At 42.2% G+C, this 24,750-nt stretch carries 21 protein-coding genes, 2 tRNA genes and 2 CRISPR repeat arrays; of the genes, 8 read left to right on the top strand and 15 right to left on the bottom strand.

Annotation, left to right across the window (positions count from 1 at the left end; translation table 11 throughout):
• Window positions 1–60: 60 nt before the first annotated feature.
• Genes cas3 through cas4a form a run of 11 tightly spaced genes read right to left on the bottom strand, consistent with a single transcriptional unit; the run spans window position 61 to window position 10,540 of the window.
• The gene (gene cas3 / locus ACBZ72_05845) at window positions 61–2,181 is read right to left on the bottom strand and encodes a CRISPR-associated helicase Cas3' (protein ID XES78393.1); all 2,121 of its coding nucleotides are present in this window, start codon (window positions 2,179–2,181) and stop codon (window positions 61–63) included.
• Complete coding sequence (locus ACBZ72_05840; GenBank protein XES78392.1) at window positions 2,171–2,938, bottom strand: hypothetical protein; 768 nt, start codon at window positions 2,936–2,938, stop codon at window positions 2,171–2,173. The genes cas3 and ACBZ72_05840 overlap by 11 nt, the downstream gene beginning before the upstream one ends.
• Window positions 2,935–3,933, bottom strand: coding sequence for a hypothetical protein (locus ACBZ72_05835; protein XES78391.1), 999 nt, complete (start codon window positions 3,931–3,933; stop codon window positions 2,935–2,937). The genes ACBZ72_05840 and ACBZ72_05835 overlap by 4 nt, the downstream gene beginning before the upstream one ends.
• Before the next feature lie 11 nt (window positions 3,934–3,944).
• Window positions 3,945–5,009: a hypothetical protein gene (locus ACBZ72_05830; protein ID XES78390.1), complete on the bottom strand. Its 1,065-nt coding sequence runs from the start codon at window positions 5,007–5,009 to the stop codon at window positions 3,945–3,947.
• A 1-nt stretch (window position 5,010) separates the two neighbouring features.
• Window positions 5,011–6,714, bottom strand: a complete 1,704-nt coding sequence (locus ACBZ72_05825) for a hypothetical protein (GenBank protein ID XES78389.1) — start codon at window positions 6,712–6,714, stop codon at window positions 5,011–5,013.
• 39 nt (window positions 6,715–6,753) lie between these two features.
• Window positions 6,754–7,413 (bottom strand): CRISPR-associated protein Cas4, encoded by a 660-nt coding sequence (cas4, locus tag ACBZ72_05820; GenBank protein ID XES78388.1) that lies wholly within the window; start codon window positions 7,411–7,413, stop codon window positions 6,754–6,756.
• Between the two features lie 11 nt (window positions 7,414–7,424).
• Entirely contained in the window at window positions 7,425–7,937 is a 513-nt protein-coding gene (locus tag ACBZ72_05815; GenBank protein ID XES78387.1) for a DUF3368 domain-containing protein, read from the bottom strand.
• Window positions 7,934–8,254, bottom strand: coding sequence for a UPF0175 family protein (locus ACBZ72_05810; GenBank protein XES78386.1), 321 nt, complete (start codon window positions 8,252–8,254; stop codon window positions 7,934–7,936). Before ACBZ72_05810 ends, ACBZ72_05815 begins: the two co-directional genes overlap by 4 nt.
• Window positions 8,255–8,304: 50 nt before the next feature.
• Window positions 8,305–8,586, bottom strand: a complete 282-nt coding sequence (cas2, locus tag ACBZ72_05805; protein ID XES78654.1) for a CRISPR-associated endonuclease Cas2 — start codon at window positions 8,584–8,586, stop codon at window positions 8,305–8,307.
• 15 nt (window positions 8,587–8,601) lie between these two features.
• Complete coding sequence (gene cas1 / locus ACBZ72_05800) at window positions 8,602–9,645, bottom strand: CRISPR-associated endonuclease Cas1 (protein ID XES78385.1); 1,044 nt, start codon at window positions 9,643–9,645, stop codon at window positions 8,602–8,604.
• Between the two features lie 7 nt (window positions 9,646–9,652).
• The gene (gene cas4a / locus ACBZ72_05795; GenBank protein ID XES78384.1) at window positions 9,653–10,540 is read right to left on the bottom strand and encodes a type I-A CRISPR-associated protein Cas4/Csa1; all 888 of its coding nucleotides are present in this window, start codon (window positions 10,538–10,540) and stop codon (window positions 9,653–9,655) included.
• Between the two features lie 136 nt (window positions 10,541–10,676).
• Window positions 10,677–13,826: direct repeats of the CRISPR family, unit length 37 nt; unit sequence GCTTCAAAGGATAATCCCAAGTAACGGGAATTGAAAG.
• A 29-nt stretch (window positions 13,827–13,855) separates the two neighbouring features.
• Between cas4a and ACBZ72_05790 the strand changes: the two genes are divergently transcribed.
• A complete protein-coding gene (locus tag ACBZ72_05790) occupies window positions 13,856–15,463 on the top strand; it encodes a right-handed parallel beta-helix repeat-containing protein (GenBank protein ID XES78383.1) in 1,608 nt (535 codons plus the stop codon).
• Window positions 15,464–15,565: 102 nt separating this feature from the next.
• On the opposite strand, the gene ACBZ72_05785 is transcribed toward ACBZ72_05790, so the two are convergent.
• Complete coding sequence (locus tag ACBZ72_05785) at window positions 15,566–16,453, bottom strand: methyltransferase domain-containing protein (protein XES78382.1); 888 nt, start codon at window positions 16,451–16,453, stop codon at window positions 15,566–15,568.
• 673 nt (window positions 16,454–17,126) lie between these two features.
• Window positions 17,127–17,322: direct repeats of the CRISPR family, unit length 37 nt; unit sequence GCTTCAAAGGATAATCCCAAGTAACGGGAATTGAAAG.
• Window positions 17,323–17,672: 350 nt separating this feature from the next.
• Between ACBZ72_05785 and ACBZ72_05780 the strand changes: the two genes are divergently transcribed.
• Complete coding sequence (locus ACBZ72_05780) at window positions 17,673–19,268, top strand: Kelch repeat-containing protein (protein ID XES78381.1); 1,596 nt, start codon at window positions 17,673–17,675, stop codon at window positions 19,266–19,268.
• Between the two features lie 415 nt (window positions 19,269–19,683).
• On the opposite strand, the gene ACBZ72_05775 is transcribed toward ACBZ72_05780, so the two are convergent.
• A tRNA-Arg gene (locus ACBZ72_05775) sits at window positions 19,684–19,759 on the bottom strand.
• 130 nt (window positions 19,760–19,889) lie between these two features.
• Window positions 19,890–20,360: a hemerythrin domain-containing protein gene (locus tag ACBZ72_05770; protein ID XES78380.1), complete on the bottom strand. Its 471-nt coding sequence runs from the start codon at window positions 20,358–20,360 to the stop codon at window positions 19,890–19,892.
• 182 nt (window positions 20,361–20,542) lie between these two features.
• On the opposite strand from ACBZ72_05770, the gene ACBZ72_05765 reads away from it, so the two are divergent.
• From ACBZ72_05765 to ACBZ72_05750, 4 genes are all read left to right on the top strand, one after another.
• Window positions 20,543–20,866, top strand: coding sequence for a hypothetical protein (locus ACBZ72_05765; GenBank protein ID XES78379.1), 324 nt, complete (start codon window positions 20,543–20,545; stop codon window positions 20,864–20,866).
• Window positions 20,866–21,087 (top strand): hypothetical protein, encoded by a 222-nt coding sequence (locus ACBZ72_05760; GenBank protein ID XES78378.1) that lies wholly within the window; start codon window positions 20,866–20,868, stop codon window positions 21,085–21,087. The genes ACBZ72_05765 and ACBZ72_05760 overlap by 1 nt, the downstream gene beginning before the upstream one ends.
• Before the next feature lie 179 nt (window positions 21,088–21,266).
• A tRNA-Ile gene (locus ACBZ72_05755) sits at window positions 21,267–21,344 on the top strand.
• 51 nt (window positions 21,345–21,395) lie between these two features.
• Window positions 21,396–21,770 carry an MscL family protein gene (locus ACBZ72_05750; GenBank protein ID XES78377.1) on the top strand — a complete coding sequence of 125 codons (375 nt, stop codon included), beginning with the start codon at window positions 21,396–21,398 and terminating at the stop codon, window positions 21,768–21,770.
• A gap of 8 nt (window positions 21,771–21,778) precedes the next feature.
• Here the strand turns inward: ACBZ72_05750 and ACBZ72_05745 are convergent, their stop codons facing one another.
• Window positions 21,779–21,985 carry a hypothetical protein gene (locus ACBZ72_05745; GenBank protein ID XES78376.1) on the bottom strand — a complete coding sequence of 69 codons (207 nt, stop codon included), beginning with the start codon at window positions 21,983–21,985 and terminating at the stop codon, window positions 21,779–21,781.
• 83 nt (window positions 21,986–22,068) lie between these two features.
• Here ACBZ72_05745 and ACBZ72_05740 point away from each other — a divergent pair, with 83 nt between their 5' ends.
• A complete protein-coding gene (locus tag ACBZ72_05740) occupies window positions 22,069–22,506 on the top strand; it encodes a ribbon-helix-helix domain-containing protein (protein ID XES78375.1) in 438 nt (145 codons plus the stop codon).
• A 129-nt stretch (window positions 22,507–22,635) separates the two neighbouring features.
• Window positions 22,636–24,315 carry a chloride channel protein gene (locus ACBZ72_05735; GenBank protein ID XES78374.1) on the top strand — a complete coding sequence of 560 codons (1,680 nt, stop codon included), beginning with the start codon at window positions 22,636–22,638 and terminating at the stop codon, window positions 24,313–24,315.
• Window positions 24,316–24,750 lie beyond the last annotated feature (435 nt).

Raw genomic sequence — 24,750 nt, 5'->3', positions numbered from 1 at the left:
ATTCTTTAATCAATTGCACTCAATAACATCAGAAAGGTGAGAATTTGCAAAAACATCTCTCTAAGGGACGGCAGATATATCAATATAATCCACTTTTACGTCTCCTGTCCAATTTTTGTAATCATCGGGCATAAGTTGCTTCTTTATTAGAACACGTTTTTTGACACCTGCAATTTTCAGATTAAAAATTTTGGGTAAAGTTACTAATCCAAATCCATATGGGTTTCTGTTTAGCGGTTCATGTGGTTTGTAAAAGACGTAAATTTCGTTCAAATATGGATTCAGGTTGCCTTTAACATAACCCTTTTCCTCGTTAATTGTTCTGGAATCATCCACTCCTATTACTATGGTGTCTTGTTGTAAATTCTTTAAGTCATATGCTTCACCGCCTCCTTCATTCTTGCATAATGATTCCAACGAAATTTTTATTGGATTTACAGAATAACTCCAATTTTGTTCTAACAAGAAATCGAGTAATTCCTCGACATTCTTTCTTCTTTCGCTTACAATCTCGTGGATTCTTTTCAAATCAGCATCCTTTTTCAGTAAGACCATACTAACAGAAGGTTCCCATGAACGAGTCACTAAAATTCCACTTTCATGTAAAGTTTTTTTGGTTCTATCAAAATTGTATACATAGGAATACATCAAGCTAAAAAGGGCGTCCGTAATTTCATCCTTAGCAAGTCGATGTTTTATAATTTCATTTCTTATCTTCTCTTCTGGCAAAGACTTGCCGTTATTGTCATTTAATATTTCAATGAAATGTTGATAATCTATAAGATCCTCTTTCAGATATGCCTCTTCCTTTAACAACTCACTCCCTATTACGTGTAAAACTCCACAGGTGCCTTTTTTTCTAGCACATCTACCTGATCTTTGAATTAACTGTTGCGGATTGCAGAAATCTGTCACCATGATGTCGGAACTCAAGTCGCAACCAACCTCTATAGCGTGTGTTGTGATCAGAATGTACGGTTCGCCTGCGCTATCAATTTTCTTCAGTTTCTTGTACCGACTTGACTTCACAAAATCAAATAACCTGCCATGATAAAAGAAAACAGGAACACCCTTAAAATTATGGTATTCTTCTTTGTCATCCGAAGGTTGTGCGAGTGAGGAATAGATTCTGAATGCATTCGCAACTGTGTTTCGGACAACTATCGTTTTTTTATTAAAATTTTGAGTGATTATTTCCAGAATCTTCTCGTTTCTAACGGTAGGCTCAATATTGTGTATTTCATAGGTCTTTTCACCCTTGTAGTCCTCTCCTTTAACTAACTCAAATCCGAATTTTGATTTAAAAAAGTCAGTAAACTCATTCGGTAAAGTAGCAGACATTAAGGCAACAGTTATTTTTGGATTTGCTATCAGTGAAGATATAAGGCGAACAAAGTTTGTATACGCAACTTCATCGTAAACATGAGCCTCATCGAAGGCTATAATTGACTTCTTAGGGTTTAGCAAGAACCTATACGGATATAGAAGGTTCCATTTTCTTTCTCCGTATCCAAAAAATCTATAAATAAATTTATCTAGAGTTGTCAGAATTACATCCCCACCGTAGTAATGTTTGCGCGTTTTTAGGACTAAGAATTGTCCATCTTCAATATCTGTTATATCTATCGTTGTTTTTGGGCCTACGGAAAAAACCAGTTCAAAGCCTTTTCGATTGGATGTTAATTCTTTAAGTCTTCTCTCTACTGTTTGCATATCTGCATTCTTACCAAAATGTTCGCTGCTTTCTCCAGTGTTATTTTCACTAACAAGAATTTCCTTAAAGTTTTTGGTTGACACCCAAAACCTAATCTGATCGAGGATAATCCTCACAGATTTTTCGTCAAAAACGCTATATTTGTAAGCATCTTGAACCCCGCCAACATCTACAATTAGCGTTCTTCTAATAGCCATCTTTGCTGTTAGCATTTTTCTAATATATCTTTTTGCTCTTTCAATTTGGTCGTCAACGAGACTTCTGGTAGGGTATACCATGATAAGTCGTTTATCAAAAGCTAACGCCGGAAGCATAACTGCTTCGGTTTTTCCAGACCCAGTTCCAGATTGCAAACAAAAGCCAGGTCTATTTTCTGATATCTGTGTCCAAACTTCTCGTTGATGCTTATATGGAATGAATTCCTGTCCACATATTTCTTTATATACAGAATCGCAATCAAGTTGCATGTAAACGCACCTTTTCCCTTGAACCATTTTCTAATCTTGAAAGAAATTCCTTGTTCAGACCGTTACGTTTTCTTGAATTTTTAATAATTTCTGTTACTTCAGTGGTCGGTATCTCCACATATGTATAAGAAAGAGTTACATCTGTTTTGAGGAAATTTTCTGGGAGGACATTGAATTCGGTCACATCTTTTCGCCCCAAAGAAATTTCCGAGGGCACATAAAACTCTAAGTCCTCTGCATTAAGGACTGCACCTACAATTGCGCTGTCTATCCAATCAGCAGTCATTAGTGCATACCAATCTTTGATAAAGGCATTTATTGACTCAATTATTTTCCAATGGTCTTTTTCAAAGTTTTCAAAAATAAAATCGACATTTCTATAAAGTGAGTATGTGTTGAAACCAGAATGATGAAGACGCACAAGATTTAGAATATAATAGTCGTCGAAGTGTTTTTCTCTAACAGATTTATTGAACTCAATATCGTCAAATTCTTTACTGACCAAACTTGCTGGAAACTTGGAACTATGCCCTTTGAATAACGGTCTCTTCACAAACAAGGCATCCGGGTTAATCGTCGCACTTTTCCACAAATCATGAATTGCAGCAGCCTTAATCAATAGCTGCCTATTACCTACAAACTCTTCACATATGGACTCGGAGATTTTTCTGAGATTTTCATTATGGCTTACAATATCAACAAACTTCATTACGCTTTTTTCTTTAAAGACCTTTGCAATGCCGTTCATCGTGCTCAAGATATACACCTTAGCTTTGTCAGAGTTCCCCTTGGAAGAATTACTCGATTATCCGTAGTTGCAAAAAAATCTCCCTCTACTTCGCAACCTTCGCGGGCAAACATACCTTTGGAAAATGATTGTCCATCAAAAAAATAAAGCAGGTCAAACTTAATTTTGTTAGGATAATACATTTCCGAATCCAATGGTACTATTACGCTTGACTTAACTTTTCCATTCTTCTCAGTTAGGTCTTGTGTCTCAAAAACTTGTGAAACGAATGCAAATCCTTCTTTTCCAATTTTGTACCCGTAGTTTTGAAGGCAATCAAAGATGGCTAGACGCTCTTTGTTCTCAGACACCAAATAAGCCGAATATTTGTCTGTTACTGTAAATTCCCAGTCAAGAGGAGCACGCCTTATCTTCGTATCATAAGTGGTCCCTGATTTGACTTTCCCACTCTTACTCACTCGGGCATGGTCAGGAATCAGCCGTTCGTTTAAGTTTAATTCGCTCGCGTAATATGAGATTATGTTCTCTACAGTCTTGAAATAACGATAGTCATTATGAGCTCTTTCGATTTTCTCTTTAACCTGCTTGTAATCTTTAAATTTGCTGGAATTCTGTTCTAAGAGTGATATAATATCTTCTCTTTTCTTTCTAAAGGGCATTAGATCGCTTGCAAACGTTATGCCTAAGGAGATATCCTGATAACCCATTCTGAAACTTGTAAAGTTTGCATAGATATCAGGATACGCGCCAAGAGAAAATACCCCTTTTGTCTCAGGACTCGTCAGGTAGTTTTCTATAATAAAATATTCAGCGGCAATTGGTTTATCATTTTTGAACATTTTAGGAATCGGTATCATCTCGCCTCGAGACAGCCTAATCAACCTGTAGAGAAATCCCGACAGGACAGTGGGCGGTATAAAACTGTAACTAGAAATCGCCTTGTGAGACATGGGCAATTTCCTGAACGAAAGAGCGGATGTTGGAGTGATTTCCAGTCGTTTCAAAAACAACTGCATCACTTTTTTGGAGGCGATATTAATTTTGAGGGTGTGCCCAATCCGCTTGCAAGCTTTCTGAGGAAATCTTCTGCTGCATCGCCGATGAAACGTTCAAACAGTGTAACCGTGGTTTCGTTCTCGGAAATGGTTATATGCTCTTCTGGATTTGTTTTACCATTGACTATCATTGCTTTCCGTACGAACGTTTCTATGGCGGTTTTTTCATTTGATTCACTAACACTAATGATTGGCCTTTTGCCAAGCGGTTTGTGATAGATGTCTACAACAATCAACGGCTGCGGTTTGCCCTGGATTTCTGCTTCTTTGATTTCTGCACCCTTTGGGTGCCCTGCACCTATTCTTTTCCACGTCTCTATGAAACTGAAAGCCACCATCTGTGGTTCTGACATCTTGGATTCGTCATTCTTGGAAGTCTCAAGATAATAGGCGTGCCAGTATATCGGGAAGAGCCCTGTAACATACTCTTTTTCATAAGGCATGGGTTGCGAAAGCCTATTCAGTGCGTCTCCAGTGACACCTCTGTCTTGAAGCATTTTCTTGATCTCTTCCACATTGTATTGACCTATTTTCCCATTAACAACATAACAGGGAGAACTGAGTCTTTGTTTAATTGCGGGCGTAAGCTCTTGTATGGCAACACCACCTGCTTGGATGACTCTGCTCGCAATGCTTCCAGCGAGGCTTTCTTCCTCAGTTCCTTGAGAATTTGATTCTGTTGCCTTAGATTTGGTTCCCTTTTGTGTTGTAACCAAGGCACCATACAGCCGACATACATCACAGTTCCCACATGTTGCGGGTATCCCACAACTCAAAACCTTTTGGTCGCCCAATCGAACTAGTTCCCAGAGAAGGGCTCTTCTAGCTACGCCTCTCATTTTTGTAGGGCTCATATATGGTTTTTGAACTACTGTTCCATCATCCTTTGGAACTGAGATCAGTTCAACTCGGTTTATATTCAGATCCTTAACATTGCCAAAATATAACTCTTGAGTTGCTTCCACAACGGCGTAGATGTCCATGTGGACAAGGTTTTTGTTTGCATTTCTAAAAACGTCAGACATCTTATTTGCCACCTGTTTCCACTAATTCAGGTCTTCGAGCGACTAGTGCATATTTGATTTTTGCCATAAAATCTGAATACGTCTTATTCATTTTGTTTTCATCTTGATCCTTGTATCTCTTAAGCAAGTATTCTCTGATGTACAGATACACCTTAAGAACATCATCTAATGAAAGACGCATATATTCTTGGCCTAAGTCGTTTTGTTTTATTTTTTCTTGAAATGCACCATAATGTTCTTCTTCGTATATAGCCTGCAATAATTCTTTCAAAAGCTTGTAAGATGCCTCGTTAGAGAAAGTTTTGTTTATGCTTGTTGTCTCATCGCTGATCTTTCTTAGTCTGTATAAAACTTCCTCAGGCTGATCCAAGTAGTATGCTACTTTACGTGTATCTGTTTTTGCATCGTCGGCTGCGTTTTTCCATGACTTTGGTAAAAAAGCATCTATAAGTAAAGCTGAGCCAAACACAATCCTTGCATCGTCCAATTCAATCACTCCATACCTAACCAAGCGATATATCCCATTATCTATTAGTTCTTTTCTATTTGAAAGACCTGCAAGATGCCCAAAAATGCTAAAAAAGTTTCCTCGTAAGATATCATAATGAATTTTTCTGAAGCAGCTTTCATCAGATGGTTTGTACATTTTTCTAAAGCCTATTAACTCTTCGAAAGATTTAATGGCGATAATCTTTCGTTTGTCTAATGGATTTTCAGAGGCACCTGAAATTAAATTGACGTGCTGATCCTGCAAAAGTTCAATGGGTGCGGTAGATGCCACTAAATGAGTTACAGTTGTCTCACCATATTTGTCGATGCTTGTTTCAGCGTTTTTCATAGTGAAGAAAGAGCCCACAGATATTCCGATTAGCCTATTGAAAACAGACTCGTACTGTTCTTTACCGCTTTCAGCTACTAAGACGATGTTTTTGGCATAACCTAAGCCTTGTGGATTTGAGGTCCTGATAAGTGAGACGCACGAAGCGAATAGGCAAATTGAGCAAACTATCGCGTTCTGGGTTTTAATATCAGATTGAGGCTTTTGTGAGGCAAAACTTGCAAATCCGCCCATCACTTTATGAACGCTTTTATCATCAACTATTTCTCGTCCACAAAAAAGACAGTTTCTTATAGAATTATCATTAAATAAAGAGGGACTTTCCGGAGTTTCCAATGGAATTTTATTTTTCAATATGCTGTTCTTTATTTTAAACGGGTCAAAATAAGGCTTCAGATTGTAGAGCGCTTTAACTAACGACCACCGGTAAGTTAGGTTGTCATCAGAGTATTGGCTTATCAAGAAGTTCCAAAATAACATATCATAATTTAATTTCTCAAAGCTTTCAAGAATTATCTCATGCCCTTCTTCTTGCCGTATTATCACAAAGAAGGCACGCTCCAAATAATCAAAAAATTCTTTAACCAAACTTTCAACTGCTATAGAAATCAATCTGTCGCTTGGTTCTGGCTTCGCGAAAACATGCATGTATATTTGAGGGCTGAATTCCGTTCTTGGACAATTCTTTGGTTGGTGCATGTTTCTAATTAACAACGGTTCATCCAACTTCTGTAAGTATGACCTAGCCTCTTGCCTATCAGTCTCAGGAATGAATTCGAGAAATCGCTCATCCTTTAAATATCTGGCATATTGAACAATAGTTTTTACTATGTGAGATTTTCCCATTTCAGGAGTGATAGCCATCATAATATTGCATTATCTTTAGGTCTTTAATTATTTTGCTTTCTATTTTGTTTGGCATGTTTGTTTGTGTCCGCATCCGCCTTGGCATTTATAACTCGCTACTCGTATTGGTGGCAGTTCTTCGGTTTGGATTATTCTTTTTATGTGTCCTAGGACGCGTTTGACGTGGGTTTTCATGGTGGGCGTTATTTCGAACTGCAGGATCTGGGTTTCGGGGAGGTAGTTTACGATGCCGCTTTTGACGGTTGTGCTGTAGGTTTCTCCTATGAGTAGGGCGTAGGCGACAAGTTGGTATTTGTGGTCCATGCAGACTCTGCCGCCATCGCTGTTCATGTTCTTGTACTCGACGGGTATGAATTCGTCGCGGGTTGTGTGGATTATGAGGTCAACGTTGCCCTGCAAGCCAAGCGCATCCGAGCTTAAGGATGCAAAGAGTAGTTTCTGGGCACCCACAAACTCCGACGAATAGTAAACGGCGTCTTTGCGCCTCAGCTCCTTAGTCACCTGCTCCTCATGAGACTCTTTGCCCTCTTCCTGCTGTGAACCAAAAACAGGCTTCGCGTGCAGTACGTGGTCAAAGTAGATTAGCCTTGGACAGTAAATATAGTGCTTGACATCGGTAACGGAGATAAAAGACTCTGCCACATCGGAAACACGTAGTTTCTGTTGACGTTTCAGCCAATAATCATTTTTCTTGCCCAAGACTGCAGCCCTTATATTTTGTCTATTAACTCCATTATCTTGGCGTAGGTTTCTACGTTACAGCGCCAACCCGAAGAAACCATGTCCTTAACCGCCTCCTTAGCCTGCTCTTTTGACAGGGCCTTTTCTGAAACTGCCCTTGCCAAAACATACGGCGTGCCCACGTAACTGATTTTGTAAACTTTAGCGGTTTTTCTTGCCACCTCATCATCAATAACCGCCAGCCCCGCGTGTTCCTTGGCAAGAGCTAAAACCTCCGCGTCCGCAGCATGAAGCCCCCGCGTCCTGGACAACCGTGAAAGGAACAGCTTGTCTTTGGGATTGCAAAGTTTAAAAACGCCGTTTTCAAACAGTTTCTCCAAAGCAATAGCGTCTGGAGCACCTTTTTGTTTGCCTTTATCCACAACTTCAACTTTAACCAGCGGAGAAGTCAACTTTTCCTCCTGCAGACTTTCAATAATCCCGCTTAATCCAGCTTTAGACAGGTATATCAAGGGGGTGGAATTGAAAACTAACGGTTTCAATTACGTTTCGCCGCCGAGGCTACCTTAAAGTCTTTCTCAACTTCTTCTGGTTCGAACCTGACCCATTCAACATTGCACTGCTTCACTAAATCGGCAAATTCCCAAAGAGAAAGCTTCGCGATATCAGCGGCTTGGGCAAACGTGGCTTTCCCTGTACCTAAGAGTTCCAAGGCGGTTTGTTTTCTCCACTCAGTGATGCCTGCTTCAAGGAGATTTCGGACGACTGTTGCTTTGTCTAATTTTTCTTTTTTTATGATTTCCGAAATTTCCTCTTCTAATTCGGCGGGGACGCGTACGGCTAATGGTTTAAGCGTCAACACACATCACCGTGTACAATAGATATCGTTTGCATACAAAAATGTTGTGCTTAAAAGTACGCAATTTTGTCTTTGCCTTCTTTGAACTCGTACTTTTTGGGTTTACCCACCATCTTCTTACCCTTTAGGCAGCTGTCACACATGGGAAACAGCTGTACGTTCTCCACCAAATCCTTAATCAGATTCTTCAAATCCACCAAAAGGCTGTTGAGTTGGTCACGTCGGAGGTCGCCCATAAAGCCGCTGTACTGAATCCGCTGCATCCCATAGTCCTTAAGCGTCTCAGCCACAAGCGTTCGCAAGTTGTCGTCGGAAACATCATAAATCACCACATAACGCAATGGGGCTCACCACCCCAAACAGAAAGGCACATACTCGGCTTCCTTGAGCAAGAAACGAACCATACACCGAGGCTGCAGGTGAATGAAGCTTTTCATCGACCCTTTCTGACCATTAAACATGACTTCACTGTCTAAGCGCTCTTGGAGGGCGTCTAAAATGACTTTAATGACTTCTTTCCGTAAAACCCGCCCTTGTTCAACTGATTCTATAGCAATAATCTCGTCAGGTTTTATGACATTCTTAGTGATTAGCCCAATTAGTGTTCGGTCTACGAGTTGCTGGCGAAACTCCTCCATCATATCCAAAACCAATGATGGCTTCCCAGAGCGGTCAGCATGTAAATATCCCGCATAAAAATCCAAGCCCGCGTAGCTGACGGCTTTCCAAACTTCAGGAAACAGAACCGTCTGATACCCAAAATTTAGCATCGCGTTAAACGGGTCGGTGGCGCCTCGGGTGATTCGGCCTGTAAATTCCAGTTCAGCAGGCAAAATCTGCCGTACGCAGTCCCAGTAGTATCGTGCTGCTTCTGCCTCTAAATTCATGATTTGCTGACGCTTTTCGTCAATGTTACGCCCCTGCTCTCTGTTGATTCGCTCGTTGGCGTCGTCAATGTGTTTGGCTGACTCATACAGTTTTTCAGCCAATTTAGGGCTGGTCTGCCTCCTATTCTTAGCCATCAACTTCAAAAAATTCGCTTGATTCACCAGTTTCCCAGTGATGAACTTTTTGGCAAGAACTACGCTTCGCTCATCATTATAAGCCAGAAACTGTTCCCGTCTCGCTTTGACTGAGCCAGTTAACGATGCTGGCATCAAAACCGCGTAAGGCCACCCACGATACTTTGCAAAGACCACCTGGATGTTGTTTTCAGTGGCTAAATCTAATGCGCTTGCAGAAAAAGCTACGCCAGAGGAGCAGCAGATTATTGAGTCAACATCATCAGCCACGATTTCTTTTACTTCGTTGCCTTTCTTAATACTGAAGCGGTTTCGTTTGCGTCCCAAGAAAATCCCAAAATCATCCAAAAACACATTCAAAACAACCACCCCCGCTTTATCCATAGCAGATGTTGTAGTATTGGCAGTACTCTTTACACTGTGAACATTCTGGCTTGCCCGGGTCTCTTCTCTCCGCCACAATCTCCAGTTTCCTGTCTCGTTCCTCAAGCCACCACTGCCGCAGTTCATCGTTAGCAAAAAACAAGTCTTTTTGTACACTGATTTTGCCGTTTTCAACGTTTAAGTAGACGGTGCAGCAAATATCCACCGGTACTTCGTGGATGCTTTCAAAAACAAGGGCATAGCCAAGGGAGTAGAGTCTGTGCCAGTTCTCCTTGAAGCTGGTGACTTTGAGGTCAAACATGATGGTTCTTAGATAATCAAAACAATCCACACTTAGGATATCGCTTAAGCCAAGAAGCTCACCCGAAAGCTTGTGCTCAACCAGAAACGGAACGGCAGTGCTAATCAAGTCCATTTCCGTCGAGTAAGGCTGGCTGCAAGAACGCTCAGCCAGCTGGGCGTCGCACATTTTCTGCACGAAATCCCAGACCTGTCTACACTTGTCAATAGTGTTTTCGGGTTTTTCAGAGATTTCTTGCCACCGGATTTTCTGCCACCAAGCATCAAATGTTATGTTTTGTCGTTGTCGAAAGCTCTGAAGGCAGTCACTTACTATGCCGTGGAACAGTTTGCCCAAAGCCATGCGCGCATTTGGGGCGCCATATTTTTTCTCCACGTTGCGCAGGTATACGTCTCGGTTTGTGGGGCAATATTTTGAGCTTACTTGGTACATGGGCAACCTGACATTGTCGAAGTATGGTTTTAGAGGTGGTTGGTGCCAGTTCCAGCCGCGTAGCTCTTTGCTTACGCCTACTTCTCTTGCGGTTGGCAGAAGCTGGTAGAGAAGTTGCTTCTGTTCGATGTCAGAAAGAAAATACATTCTGGTCGACCAGCACAGTGCAGTTTATTCGATTATGTTTATAAAGTGAGTGACATTTCAGTAATAATCGAGGCTACATACCCAGAATCATGAATAAATCTGCCTCTAATTTGCGAATAGGGCTAAAATCGGCTCGGCTTCAAAGGATAATCCCAAGTAACGGGAATTGAAAGTACGTAACTCACAGGTGACTTATAAGTTTTTTCTGGTGGCTTCAAAGGATAATCCCAAGTAACGGGAATTGAAAGGTTGAGTTTCATCTACAAGTTTTCGGCTATACCGCTTCTGCTTCAAAGGATAATCCCAAGTAACGGGAATTGAAAGTTAACTATTCAGGGGTTGCAGCTTGACACATCCAGCGACGCTTCAAAGGATAATCCCAAGTAACGGGAATTGAAAGAGCAAATCCGTGTTGAACTTAAAGAGGGGAAACGTAAAGCTTCAAAGGATAATCCCAAGTAACGGGAATTGAAAGAAGTTTAAGCCGTGGGCGATGTACGTTAAATGGTGACTGCTTCAAAGGATAATCCCAAGTAACGGGAATTGAAAGTTTACAAGAAATGCAGCAGCTTGAAGTTTTGGCTTCTTTGCTTCAAAGGATAATCCCAAGTAACGGGAATTGAAAGTCATTCCACGCAGTAGCCGAAACGTCATAGTCGCTGTCGCTTCAAAGGATAATCCCAAGTAACGGGAATTGAAAGAACAAATTCACCAACCCCAAACTCTGAGTTGATAAAGCCGCTTCAAAGGATAATCCCAAGTAACGGGAATTGAAAGCCATTAACTACATACTGCAATCGTGCGACATCTTGAGCGCTTCAAAGGATAATCCCAAGTAACGGGAATTGAAAGGTAAGAACTGTTTTGTCTGCGCCTTGCTCGGCAACATCGCTTCAAAGGATAATCCCAAGTAACGGGAATTGAAAGGCTTTAACATTGTTGCAAAGCTTGCAAATTGGGCTTTGGGCTTCAAAGGATAATCCCAAGTAACGGGAATTGAAAGAACGAGAAGATGATGTTAGCGTATCATGCACCTTACTGGGGCTTCAAAGGATAATCCCAAGTAACGGGAATTGAAAGGTCCGGTTTATGGGACAATTCACGGGAGCAGGCTTCTGCTTCAAAGGATAATCCCAAGTAACGGGAATTGAAAGACGTTGGTTCCGAAGCAGGAAAACCTTAACGTGGACAGGCTTCAAAGGATAATCCCAAGTAACGGGAATTGAAAGATCGAATGGGTACGAAAATTTTGACCTAAACGTTCACGCTTCAAAGGATAATCCCAAGTAACGGGAATTGAAAGATGGTATATCTACAGTTCAAAATTTCTGCCGTAAATGCCGGCTTCAAAGGATAATCCCAAGTAACGGGAATTGAAAGATTTTATTCCTGAGGTTCAATCGTTTCTTCGTAATTTAGGGCTTCAAAGGATAATCCCAAGTAACGGGAATTGAAAGGTCATATGGGCGGTTGAAGTAGATGTTGAAGCCTTTGGGGCTTCAAAGGATAATCCCAAGTAACGGGAATTGAAAGCGGATATCATGGCTTTGCTGTCGTATGTTAAGCGTCACCGCTTCAAAGGATAATCCCAAGTAACGGGAATTGAAAGGGATAGAAGAACAGTGGTTTAGGGCAAACATCTTTTTCAGCTTCAAAGGATAATCCCAAGTAACGGGAATTGAAAGCGTATACCGTTTTCTCGAAGCATCAAAATGAAATCAACAGCTTCAAAGGATAATCCCAAGTAACGGGAATTGAAAGGAATCAAAATAGCCTGAGTCAAAATATCGCATACAGCCGCTGCTTCAAAGGATAATCCCAAGTAACGGGAATTGAAAGTAGCAAGTATAGTCCGGGTGGGACGGTGCCGCTGGCGGTGGGTAGCTTCAAAGGATAATCCCAAGTAACGGGAATTGAAAGATAGGTTTCTTCCTCGCCTTCCACCAAACAAATCTCTGCTTCAAAGGATAATCCCAAGTAACGGGAATTGAAAGTAGATGAGGCTGCGTTTGTCGCTGCTTGCTATGGTGACGCTTCAAAGGATAATCCCAAGTAACGGGAATTGAAAGCTGAAAACGACTTCGCTGTTTTCGACGTATACTTCTAAGCTTCAAAGGATAATCCCAAGTAACGGGAATTGAAAGTGGAAGGCGTACCCGTCAACGGCTTGTATTTGAGCGCGGGAAGCTTCAAAGGATAATCCCAAGTAACGGGAATTGAAAGTTTGAACAGCAACTTTTCTGGCGGGTTATCACCCAACCCGCTTCAAAGGATAATCCCAAGTAACGGGAATTGAAAGCGCCGTAAACTGACTGGGCATAACGCGGCTGGCTAAGTTGAGCTTCAAAGGATAATCCCAAGTAACGGGAATTGAAAGGCAAAAGTGAAGTTGAACAGGAGCTGAAGCCATTTTTGCTTCAAAGGATAATCCCAAGTAACGGGAATTGAAAGTTATGATAAGGTATATAATGGCAGTGGTTTGCAAACAGGCTTCAAAGGATAATCCCAAGTAACGGGAATTGAAAGCCGACAAGAAAGGCACCCCCCGCCTTTTAATTAGCATGAGCTTCAAAGGATAATCCCAAGTAACGGGAATTGAAAGAGACTACATGAATCAAGGTCTTTCCAACGGGCAAAACTCAGCTTCAAAGGATAATCCCAAGTAACGGGAATTGAAAGAAGTCAGAGAACGAGCGTGAGGCATAACACAAAAAGGAAGCTTCAAAGGATAATCCCAAGTAACGGGAATTGAAAGTGGGGTAAATCCAAGAACTCGCGGACAACCAAGCCGCCGAAGCTTCAAAGGATAATCCCAAGTAACGGGAATTGAAAGTTGTGCTGGCTCTACCGCCAGATTTGAGCGTCAAACGGTGCTTCAAAGGATAATCCCAAGTAACGGGAATTGAAAGGCATTGCCATTCACCTGTTTAGCGAACCCGTAGGGTGACGCTTCAAAGGATAATCCCAAGTAACGGGAATTGAAAGGATGCTCAGCAGGAATATAATCTAAATTATTCCACCATGCTTCAAAGGATAATCCCAAGTAACGGGAATTGAAAGACTTGTACAGGTTCAGACTCAACCTCAAAATAATCCGGCTTCAAAGGATAATCCCAAGTAACGGGAATTGAAAGTGGGGTGGCTCATCCTTGGCTGCCTAACTTTTATGGTATGGCTTCAAAGGATAATCCCAAGTAACGGGAATTGAAAGTTCGTGTGGTTGCTTGGAGCGTTGCTTGGGGTCTTAATGCTTCAAAGGATAATCCCAAGTAACGGGAATTGAAAGTAACGGGCACTGTGACTGGCGGGGGGTCAATGCTGTTTAACAGTGGCGGCAACTTTAGCGCTGACGGTGTAGGGGTCGATTTAACGGTTCTGGAAGGCACAGGCGTAACCATCGGCAAAGGCGCAACGGGCATAACCTACACTCCTGGCACTTTGGCAAATTGCACCGTGTATGATGAGCAGAATGGTTACGTGATAAACTATCAGTTGGGCATGCCCTTTTACGTTGGTGGGCAGAGAGATTTTAGTTACCTGATTATGCCCAGCACCTTGCAGAATGGTACGGTTGCGTATGTGGCGATTAATGGCAGTACAGGGCAGCCAGTCATGGAACTTACATCAATAAATTTTACATCCACAGCTAACAGCGCCATCGCGAACGGCAACGTTTACATTGCACCTGGATTATATCAGGAAAATGGAAGTTTAACCATTGCAACATCAAACCGCACCTTAACATTAGCAGATGGCGCAATTTTAAAAGTGGGAAACAACCAAAACGCCGCAGCAATCTCCATAGATGGTTTAGCTGCAGGGCACTTTCTTAACGACATAACCATTTCTGGCGGCGAAATAGACGGAAACAACAACACACAGCACTCAATAGACGTACTTACAAACTCTGGCGGCATCGGCGTATTTGCCGTCTATGGCAACCGTATCTTAGTTGAAAAAATGTACATCCATGACGTACAGACTCACTACATATTTTTTGGAGGCTGCAACAACTCCACAGCAAGAGACAACACTTGCATCTACGCATACCTTGGGCATGGAATAGAAGCTGACAAATGGAACGACGTATCTTGGTATGATGGATATAGTCGCAATATTCTATTTGAAAACAACTATTGCGAAAACTCTGGTTGGTCACAGATGAAAATGGAAAACATCAACGGTGGCAGAATAGTTGGCAATACGTTAGTTGGAGGCATCTATGACCGCGGAAACGCTTTCGGCTTAGAATTATCAAATCCAGGGCCAGAACTGTACAGTTGGAACGTGGTTGTTTCTGAAAATACTTTGCGAAACTGCACTAGCGCATTTGCAATAACTGAATGGGGCGGTAACTTGCAGATTCTTGATAATACAATGGAAAACTGCTACAGAGGCATAGAAGCTCTTCGATGCAATGGATTATCTATTTTTCGCAATTCCGCCATAAATATGACTGTATCAAACGGCATTTCCATAGATACCTGTAATAATACAAAGATCGGCGGCAACACAATTATCAATCAAACAAACACTCCTAGCGCTGGTTTGCTTGTGATTCATAGTAATAACACCGAAATTTCGGGTGGTTCCTCTGAAAACTGCGCTGCAGGGCTTACGATTCTGTATAGCAATAATGGAACATTAACTGGTTACTCTACATCTAAAAGCCTTTACAGTGGCTGCCGCTTATATGGCAGTGCATGGACTGTAACTTCCAACAGTTTCTACTCAAACGGGAGAGTGGGTTTAGATTTAAGAGGACAAAACAACACGGTAACTGGAAACTCTATGATAAGTAATGGCTGGCAAGGCATAAATATTGAAAATGATACTGCAGTCACAGCAATCTACAACATCATACTTGCTAATCGAATTGATTACAGTGGAGCTAATGGCATTCTTGAAGCATCAGGCAACTAACAACATGATATACAACAACATTGTTACTAGAAGCACTGGATTATACGATATTTCAACTTCGGGTGCTAACACCATCAAAGGAGATAACATAGGTACAACCAATTAATCTTTAGCCCGATCTAGTTTGAATGGACTATATTTTTTCCATTCACTCTTTCCATTTAGGAACCTAAAGTTTTCACTACCCTTTTTGTTTTGCGCAACAACAATTATGTTTGCAGGCAAACATGTAGCCACTCTTAAAATTGCCAATTCCACATAGTCAATTAATTCCAAAAAACTTTCAGTTGAAAAAACATGTTGATGAAGGCACCGCCTCCTGTAATTATTAACAATATCGTCGTTTAATTTCTTTACTGGAGGATCATTTAACGCTATAATCTCTGGAACATGGCTTTGGTCATCTTCGCCAATATTATGATTATAGTCGTTCGCCATATGTGTTAAGGTGGTGGTTGGTCGTTTGTGGTCAAAAGTGCCTTCTTTATGCGGCACAATTAGTAGAAGTAAACCGTTTGGTTTGACTACTCTTTTGAACTCCATTAATGCCTTTATGGGGTTAGCGGTGTGTTCAATCATGTGAGAACATAACAAATAGTCATATTGCCCATCTTTTAGAGTTGACAGGTTTGTTGCTTCCAATTCATAGAATAATCCTACTCTTCGACCTAAGAGGCAGTTATCTTTAGCATCCATTGACCATTTAGTGACATTAGAGTAGTTTACGTTGTCAAGGTATGTTATGAATGGGTAAATTGGTAGTTGGTTGTTGGGATGGAAGATTCTGCTTGGGCCGCCTATTTCAATACCGTATTTACCTACTACATATTTTGAAAGAAATTGTGTGATTGGTTTTAGTTGAGACTGTTCAAGTGGTCTGTGGATAATTCGCTTTGAAAAATTTAGAAGAACACTTGGGCGTGGCATTGATTGTAGCATAAAAGTAAAATCTGACAGGTTATCTTTTAAGCTTTTACCAAGATTTGACATTACACGAAAAAGTGTTGTATTAGCCTGCTTTGAGTCTTGGTGGATTAAGACGAATGAGACGTATTCTCTCTCTTTGTGTTGCTTTCATTCTGTGGTTTTGCGGGGTGGGTGTGTCACGCCCTTTTCATGGTTTCCTAAAATTATTTGGAGTGTAAACAAGATGTCGAACAAGATTAGTTCAACTTTGAAAAGTAACAAAGCCAACGTAGTTTCCATAGCAATTATGGTTATGTTGTCTTTAGCTACTGTTTCAGGCGTTATTACGCCTCAAGAAGCTCAGCAGGGTGTTGCGCAGGCAGCGGATGTTTTGCAGACGCAGGTAGATTTGCTTGCGCAGAACCAAACATTGCTTTCGGCTTCGGTTTTGGCGTTAACGCAGAACTCTACGGTTTACGGCGAGTTTATCGATTTGCTGGTGGAGAATCAGACGGCGCTGCAGAACTGGCTGGAATACAACGTGAACCCCAGCTTCTACACGACCAGCAACCCCTACAACTATATTGTTTCTGCCCTACTTGGCTCGTCTCAGACGTATTATGTTGTGCAGAATTGTAGTGTCGGTACGCCTGTGTATCCTGTTTCGGGGCAGTGGTATACGTTGTCTGCTCAGCAGGCAGCGGATATTGCGATGGAAAATCTAACGGGCACTGTGACTGGCGGGGGGTCAATGCTGTTTAACAGCTTCAAAGGATAATCCCAAGTAACGGGAATTGAAAGGATGTCAAAAACTGAAAGGGTCTGTTGTTCTTCTTTTTCTGCTTCAAAGGATAATCCCAAGTAACGGGAATTGAAAGTCATTTTTAAACACCTTTTGCTATACCTATGTGTCACAGCTTCAAAGGATAATCCCAAGTAACGGGAATTGAAAGAGGTCACTATATTCTTTCACTATGCCTTGAATACAGATGTATCCGTGAAATCAAGCGTTAAACAAGCTTCGGCGCAATATTATGGTTATGCATTCGGAGATGTAAGTTGCCTCTTCATAATGGCTTTAGAGTATATTGATGGCCTAATCCTTGGCTACTGCGGATTCCGCTATGGCTGTGTATAGAAATGGAAGTATGCACCTCAAAAACCCTTGAGTAAACAATGAACTCACATGCAAAGCCGCTAACAACAAAATTCGTTTTTCCTATTTTATTTAATTTTCAAGAATAATGCGGTTAAATCATGAAAGTTAATTTAAGTCCTACTGTATAAATTATTGGGGCAAAGAATGACTAAATTTGTTGTTTCCCTGTTCCTTTTATTCTCTTTGCTTTCTTCAGGCATGCTTATTACTGGTCCTGTTTGGGTTCACGCACAAACTTACACGGAGACCTCTGTAATCATAAACGTGAAACCTAACCCCGCCACGCTTAACCAACGCATCGATATCACCGTTCAAATTCAACCCGCCCCGCCAACACCCAATGACATCTTCCAAAACGTGACTATCACATTAACACTCCCAGATGGGCAAATCTTGCCGACCTATTCTTACAACACTAATCAGGAAGGCTCATTAGAAAACTTCTTTTACTACACGTTCTCTTCATACGGCAACGCCACACTGAAAGTGACCTTTCCAGGACAAGCTTTCGCCAACGACACAATCTACTATTTGCAATCCGAAAATCAAACAATCTTTACCGTAACGGAACCTTTGCCTTCACCCGGAAGTAACGTAGGCACCTGGAAAACAAAAACACAAATGAATACTGCGCGAGGTAGCTTAGGCGTTGCCACAGTAGACGGCAAAATCTACGCCATCGGCGGTTACACAGAGGGCGGAAAATGGCCTGGCACAGGGGGAATCGTAGCCATAAACGAGCAATACGATCCAACTACTGATACATGGTCTTTCAAAGCGCCAATGCCTACGCCCAGAGCTGATTTTGCTATAGCAGTTTTCCAGAACAAGATCTATTGTATAGGCGGAAAAACAATCAATGGCGCCACAGCCGTAAACGAAGTCTATGACTCCGCAACAAACACGTGGACGACTAAAGCATCAATGCCTGCTGATAGATGTGACCTGCAGGCAAATGTTGTAGCAGGAAAAATCTTTTTGATAGGAGGATACCCCTATGGAGACCTTAACCAAGTTTATGACCCCGCAACGGATTCTTGGACGACTAAGGCAGCAATGCCAACTGAAGCGTACAGTTATGCTTCAGTCGTGGTTGATGACCTGATATATGTGGTAGGTGGGGGTTCAGAGCTGCCGACGGTTTGGTCTAATCTGAACCAAATATATGATGCGGAAACTGATACATGGAGTGAGGGCACCTCTGCGGCATCAAGTGTGTATCTTGGGGCTGCCGGCGCGACAACGGGTGTAATGGCTGCCAAACGAATCTATGTTATGAGCGTAGCAGCGTATAATGGATTGGGTGCTCCTCCTGCTCTTAACCAAATTTATGACCCCCAAAATGGCAGATGGACTATTGGTGCTCAGGTCCCTACAAGCCGCCTTAACTTTGGCATCGCCGTTGTGAACGACACGATATACGTAATTGGAGGGTTCCTTCACGATGTCCTCGGTTTTACCACACCAAGCTCAGCAAACGAGCAATATACACCTGAATGGTGTGGCATTCTTCAAACTTCGTCTCCTCCGCCAACATCCATCACAACTCCTTCACCTTCCCCCTCTCCAACTCTCTCACCTACACCCTTGCCTTCATCCTCTTCACCAACCCAGCAATCAACGCAGTCACCAAAGCTACAGTCAAAAAACTTTCACATGGAACCAATTTATCTCGTAGCAGCAATAGCAGTCGTCGGCATAACCGCCGCAATCGCATTAGTTCTTAAACGAAGAAAATAACTAATAAACTACCTTTTTTCCTCATACCTTCTTAACTTTTGTTCATTCACAAAACGTGCCTTTTGATTTTCAACAAATGCAATGTTAGCTTCAATGGTTAATCCCAAGACTGGGAATTGAAAGCCAACAATCTTTTTTATGCCTCTTTTTTTCAGTTTTCACTTCAGAAGATGACTCGTTTTGGAAAAAAACCTCTCATATGGTCTTTTCACACGGTAAGCCTGATAAATCCTGCTCATCTGGTTGGATGAACTGAGCAGGCGTATGCGTGCTGATATTCTGCTCTGCCGATTAACCTCCTTTTGCGCTGTCACCTCAGGTTTAATCGAGCTTAGCAATAGAAATCCCTCACCTTAAAAGACAAAAAAGAAAAAGAGAAAAAATGGCTTGCAGTGTAAATGTGGTTATATTAAAGCGGGTCCGGTGGGATTTGAACCCACGATCTCCGGCTCCGAAGGCCGACACCTTAATCCGTGCTAGGCTACGAACCCGCAGTCTAACGTACCAGAATCATCTCAGACATTAAAAAAGGTAACTAAACTGCCCGCGTTTCAGGCACAAAAAGCTCGCTTTTTTCGGGCTGACCCTTTAGATAACGGTCTTTGTGTCTTGGTGATGTGTTTATACTTGGTATCCAAGCTGTTTCGCGGTGCGGTCTACTACTTCGAGTTGTTCCCTGCTCATCTGCTTAACCAAAGGGTACACGGACTCTTCTTCTTTTTTGGTGTGAGTAATTAATTCTTGCACCAAGCTACGCAGGTTTGTTCTTCTTTCCACATTACTATTCGACCGCTCCGCAATTCCTTCATACTTGCCCACTATGGATCGGTGCTGAACCAAAAGCTCATCCACCAAAGATTCCGCAATTTTGCCAATCTGTTTCATTTCAGGAAAAAGCGCTTTCTCCTCAACAGTAAAATGTAAACTTAACCCCTGCTTGAAGGCTTCAAGGAATTCTTTTTGCTGCTCCAACGTCCTATCCACTTGCTCTTCTGTATGCTTCTGCAGAAGGTCTGCCAATGCTTTTTCAAGGATGTTCATTTTGACAAAGATTTCTCCGTGTTCTTGGTGCAGTGAATCCCACGTTGTCAAGTTTTCACCTTCATTGGTACTGTTTTGTTCTTCCATAAAGCTGTTCAGAATTTAGAATTCAGATACAAAATTATTTGGCGACTGCCAATTCAAGGTTTATCCGTCATTGCCGATGTTTGTTGAGTGTGAATTCACAAGTTATATCTACAAAGTGAACCCTCAAGCCTATTTAGTGCTGCGTAATGGTCAACGGCGGAATTACCATCAAATCCTCAACTTCCTTTCTCAACTGCTTAAGCCTGTTGGAAAACGAAACATACCTCCTTTACCGGTCAGTTGCAAAAAAGGTCAAACCCCCTCTAATCCACGCTCTTGTAATGGAAATTGCCCTAGACAGCAAAAAACATGCTCTCCTCGTTGCTGGACTTAGCGAAAGCATCGCAAAATCAAAGGCGAACCCTAAACATTGCGAGACGCAGGTGGGGGAAGCGTGGTCTTTGGTTAGAAAAATGCGTCGTGAGGTTGCTGCGATGGGCGACTTTTCCGAGGAAGAATTGCCCCTGTGATGGATAAGCTGGATGTCTTTGAAACGATCTTGGGTGAAGAGTACAACATTTTTGTTCAGATGAAGACGTTAGAGTTTGTTGTCAAAGAGTTTGAGCACTCCTACAACCTGAATTTAAATCACGTCAAGAGTATTTTTGTTAGCATAATCGGCGACGAAAAACATCACTTAAAACTCCTAAAAACCATCAGAGAACTCTTTGCGCTTCAACGGGCACAGTAATTTATCTGTTGGTCGTTTTCCCATTTTATTTTGTTGATCCCTGTTTGTTTATCTGTTCTTTTTTCGGGGGTCCTTCCCCTGTTTTGGGTTGATTGGTGGGTGTGGGGGGTTTTACGCTTAAACTGTACCGTTACGCTTTTAAACCAACATATCATTAAGTTGGTGTCACCACTAAATGTGGGCCGGTAGCTCAGCACGGCTGGAGCGTTCGACTGATAATCGAAAGGTCGCCGGTTCAAATCCGGCTCGGCCCACCATGACAAATCTTATAAATCCACAGTTGCAAAAACTATTCTGGAGAGTTTTACTTGGTTAGTGACGAAGAGATTTTAGACGAACTCAAAAAAATTCGCGTATTGCTAGAGAAACCGCCTGCGCCACCCCCACCCCCTCCTAAGGGGCTATGGGACGAATTCAAAGAGTTTCTGTCCAAGTATAAGGTGTTTGGGCTTGCTGTCGCCTTCATTATCGGCTTGTATCTGGGAACCTTAGTTCAGGCACTAGTCAAAGACTTGCTTTTGCCCGCGATAGGCTTAGCGATTCCAGGAATGACAGATTTGTCAACTTACACTGTTGGACCCTTTGCAATTGGTGACTTTTTAGTTGCGTTGATAACTTTCATAATTGTTGCCTTCATCGTCTTTTTGGCGGTAAAAGTTGCAAAGCGTTGGGGCATGGAGTAAGGCGCTCTTTATTCCCCTTTTCTTTTTTCAATGTATGATGCAGTGGTGATGGTCATTAAGGTGGGTGTGTTTGGGCGTTTGGGGTTGTTATTGTAGTTTTTTAGTCCTTGAATGATTAGGTGTTCGATGAAGGTGCTGCGTTTTTCTCTTCCACGGGTGTTTTCTATTTCTCGGAAGATTTTTTGTTCTAATGTAATGCTTATGTTGTGCTTCATCCCTTATGCCCCGTGTATTTGGTATATTTGGTATACTGAAAAGCTTTATTAGCTTTGCCCTATAAAATGAGCAAGGGTCAAACATGAAAACCCTAAGAATAAGCGACGATGCCCACCAAAAACTAACCGGAATGCTAGGCGAAATCACTGCCCAAACCATGAAAATGCAAACCTACACCGACGCCATCGAAAACCTGCTCAGCCAAAGCGTAATCCTCCCACCCGAACTACTCAACGAAACCCAAAACTTCATCGAAACAAATCGAAAACTCGGCTACACCACAAGAGAAGAATTCATCCGCGATGCAATCCGCTACAGATTACGCTTCCTTAAAAATGAAACCGAGTATCTGGAAGTCCCAAAAGAAGAATATGAAAAACTAGCCCAAGCTATTGACCAAATGGACACGCCTTTTCACTGTGTAGAAGATTTTATCAACCAGCAAGTTGAGGGGCTTATAGAAAAGTACGAAGAATGGCTCAAACAGAAGGAAACCTTCGAAAAGACCAGCAAGCTATAACTTTTCTCGCAGGACTCTTCAAAAACTCGAGTTTTGAGAATCATTGTTCAACGCTCCCTTTATGCCAATTGGACAAATAGAGTCGGAACAGAGGATTTATATGTAATCTAAGCATGTTTGAACGCCGTAATGAGTAAATTTCAAGACGGCTTACGATACTACTTGTTGGTTGCAGGGCTTGGCTTGTTAGTATCCTCCATCACCGTCGCGTTTTATTTACTCTACATGACCTTTTGGGGCTTCACCGAATCCGTCATCAATTACTCCATTCTCCTTTTCATTCCCCTAGCCTTCTTGTCGATAGGCGTACCCTACGCATTAGTGAAACTTTTTGCCCAAACCAAAACTACTGAATCTGGAACCCACGCCGTCCTCGAAGCATACCACCTAACAAATGGAAACATCGAGTTAAGAGACACAGCTGTGAAACCCGCTGCCGCTATGCTAACAATCGGGCTTGGGGGCAGCGCAGGACCTGAAGGCCCAAGTTTGCTTGCCGGAGGGGGAATCGCTGCTGCCCTGTCAAGGCATTTTAAGATAAAAGCGGATGTGCGGCGTAGAGTTTTCATTGCTGGTGCCGCAGCTGGCTTGGCAGCGACTTTTCATACGCCCTTGACCGCCATTCTTTTCGCGCTTGAAATTCCCTACAAAAATGACTTAGACCGGGAAACTTTCATGGAGGCAGTAGTTGCTTCTGTTCCTGCGTATTTGCTTTCTGTCACTATTCTTGGCAGTGAACCGTTTTTTGGTCCAATTCCAAGTATGCCCATCACGCTTTATGAAATCGGGCTTTCAATGTTGCTTGGATTAATCTGCGGATTATACACCTTGTTTTTCATAAAGTCATTTTCTTGGGTACATCACTTAAGCTACAAGGTCCGCAGAAGACTTGGCAATCTAGGTCTGGTCCTAATCGGCGGAACCATTCTGAGTGTGTCAGGCGTTTTATCTGTTTACTCCATAGGTATCGGTTTTCATTTCGTTAGCGCTCTTATTCAAGGAACAAGCTTCAGTTTAGCTGTACTAATATTGATTGTTCTTCTGAAAACCTTCGCAACAGCTACAACCCTTAGTTTTGGGGGAAGCGGCGGACTCTTTTTCCCTACAATTGTAATCGGCGCTGGGATTGGCTACATTTTCGCCACATTTTTTGACGTTCAAGTTACAGGCGTGATGTTTATGGCTGTAGGTATGGCTTCTCTTCTGGCGGGAACTCATAAAGTCCTTTTAACTCCCGTAGCCTTCGTTGTTGAAACTTTGGGCGGCGTGTTTGCAATACCTGCGCTTTTGGCGAGTGTGGTAAGTTATGCTCTTTCGGGTAAGCATTCCTTTTATTCTGTTCAACCTCATGCGCGGCTAAAGACAGAGGAACTTGCTGTTGAGCGGTTCTTTGCCAAGGGGCAGCGGTTAATTCCTGAAAAACTTTGCCAGACTAAAGCCAAGGAAGTAATGACCACCAAACCGGTAACCTTGCATCATGGTACAACAGTGAAAAGCGCTTTGGAGACTTTTGAAGGAACAAAACTGCGTGTTCTACCCGTAATCGACGATGACGGCTGTGTTATTGGGGTTGTTAACTTGGAGGACTTAGGATTTGCGGATATGCGTCGTCAAAGCATGACTCTCTCTGAAGCCGTCACGCATAAACCTGTGCTGATCTGCGAGGAAACCAGTTTGGAGGAAATCGCTCAGCTTATGATGGATACACAGCAAGACCACGTTTTTGTTGTCGATGCTACTGAACGGTTGACAGGTGTAGTTTCAGGAATTGACGTTGTGAAAAAGATACTGGAACTCTTAGCCACATAGAAGCAACTGGAAGAGTTTTATGTTTCGAAGTGGACCTGGGGCGTTCTTTATCTAAAGAAGCCGTCACCTTGTATTTGTCGCTGCGAAGACTGATTATTTCCTGAATTCGGCTGGCATCTGCCTTTTCTTTTAACCTTGATGCCCATAAACCACACCTAAACCCCATTCAATATTCTGGTGAAGTATGGGTCGGAAAAACCGATATAAGTTTGTGTATTGCTACTTGTTATATGCTGTCTTTTTTCTCTTTCAAGAAGAACACTAACATTTACGGCGGCTGGCAGGGACCTTTTGGACGAAACATGTATTGAGCTTCAAACAATGAATGACGTACTGCAATATCCGTCTTTTTTGGTTCTTTTCTTCCAGATTTCTAAGGGTTGATGTTTGGATGGGAAACATATTTACCTCTTGACCTATGCTTAGAAGTCACAA

It is taken from the genome of Candidatus Bathyarchaeia archaeon (assembly GCA_041447175.1).
Taxonomy (GTDB): domain Archaea; phylum Thermoproteota; class Bathyarchaeia; order Bathyarchaeales; family Bathycorpusculaceae; genus JADGNF01.
This window is presented reverse-complemented; position numbering and strand designations above follow the sequence as displayed.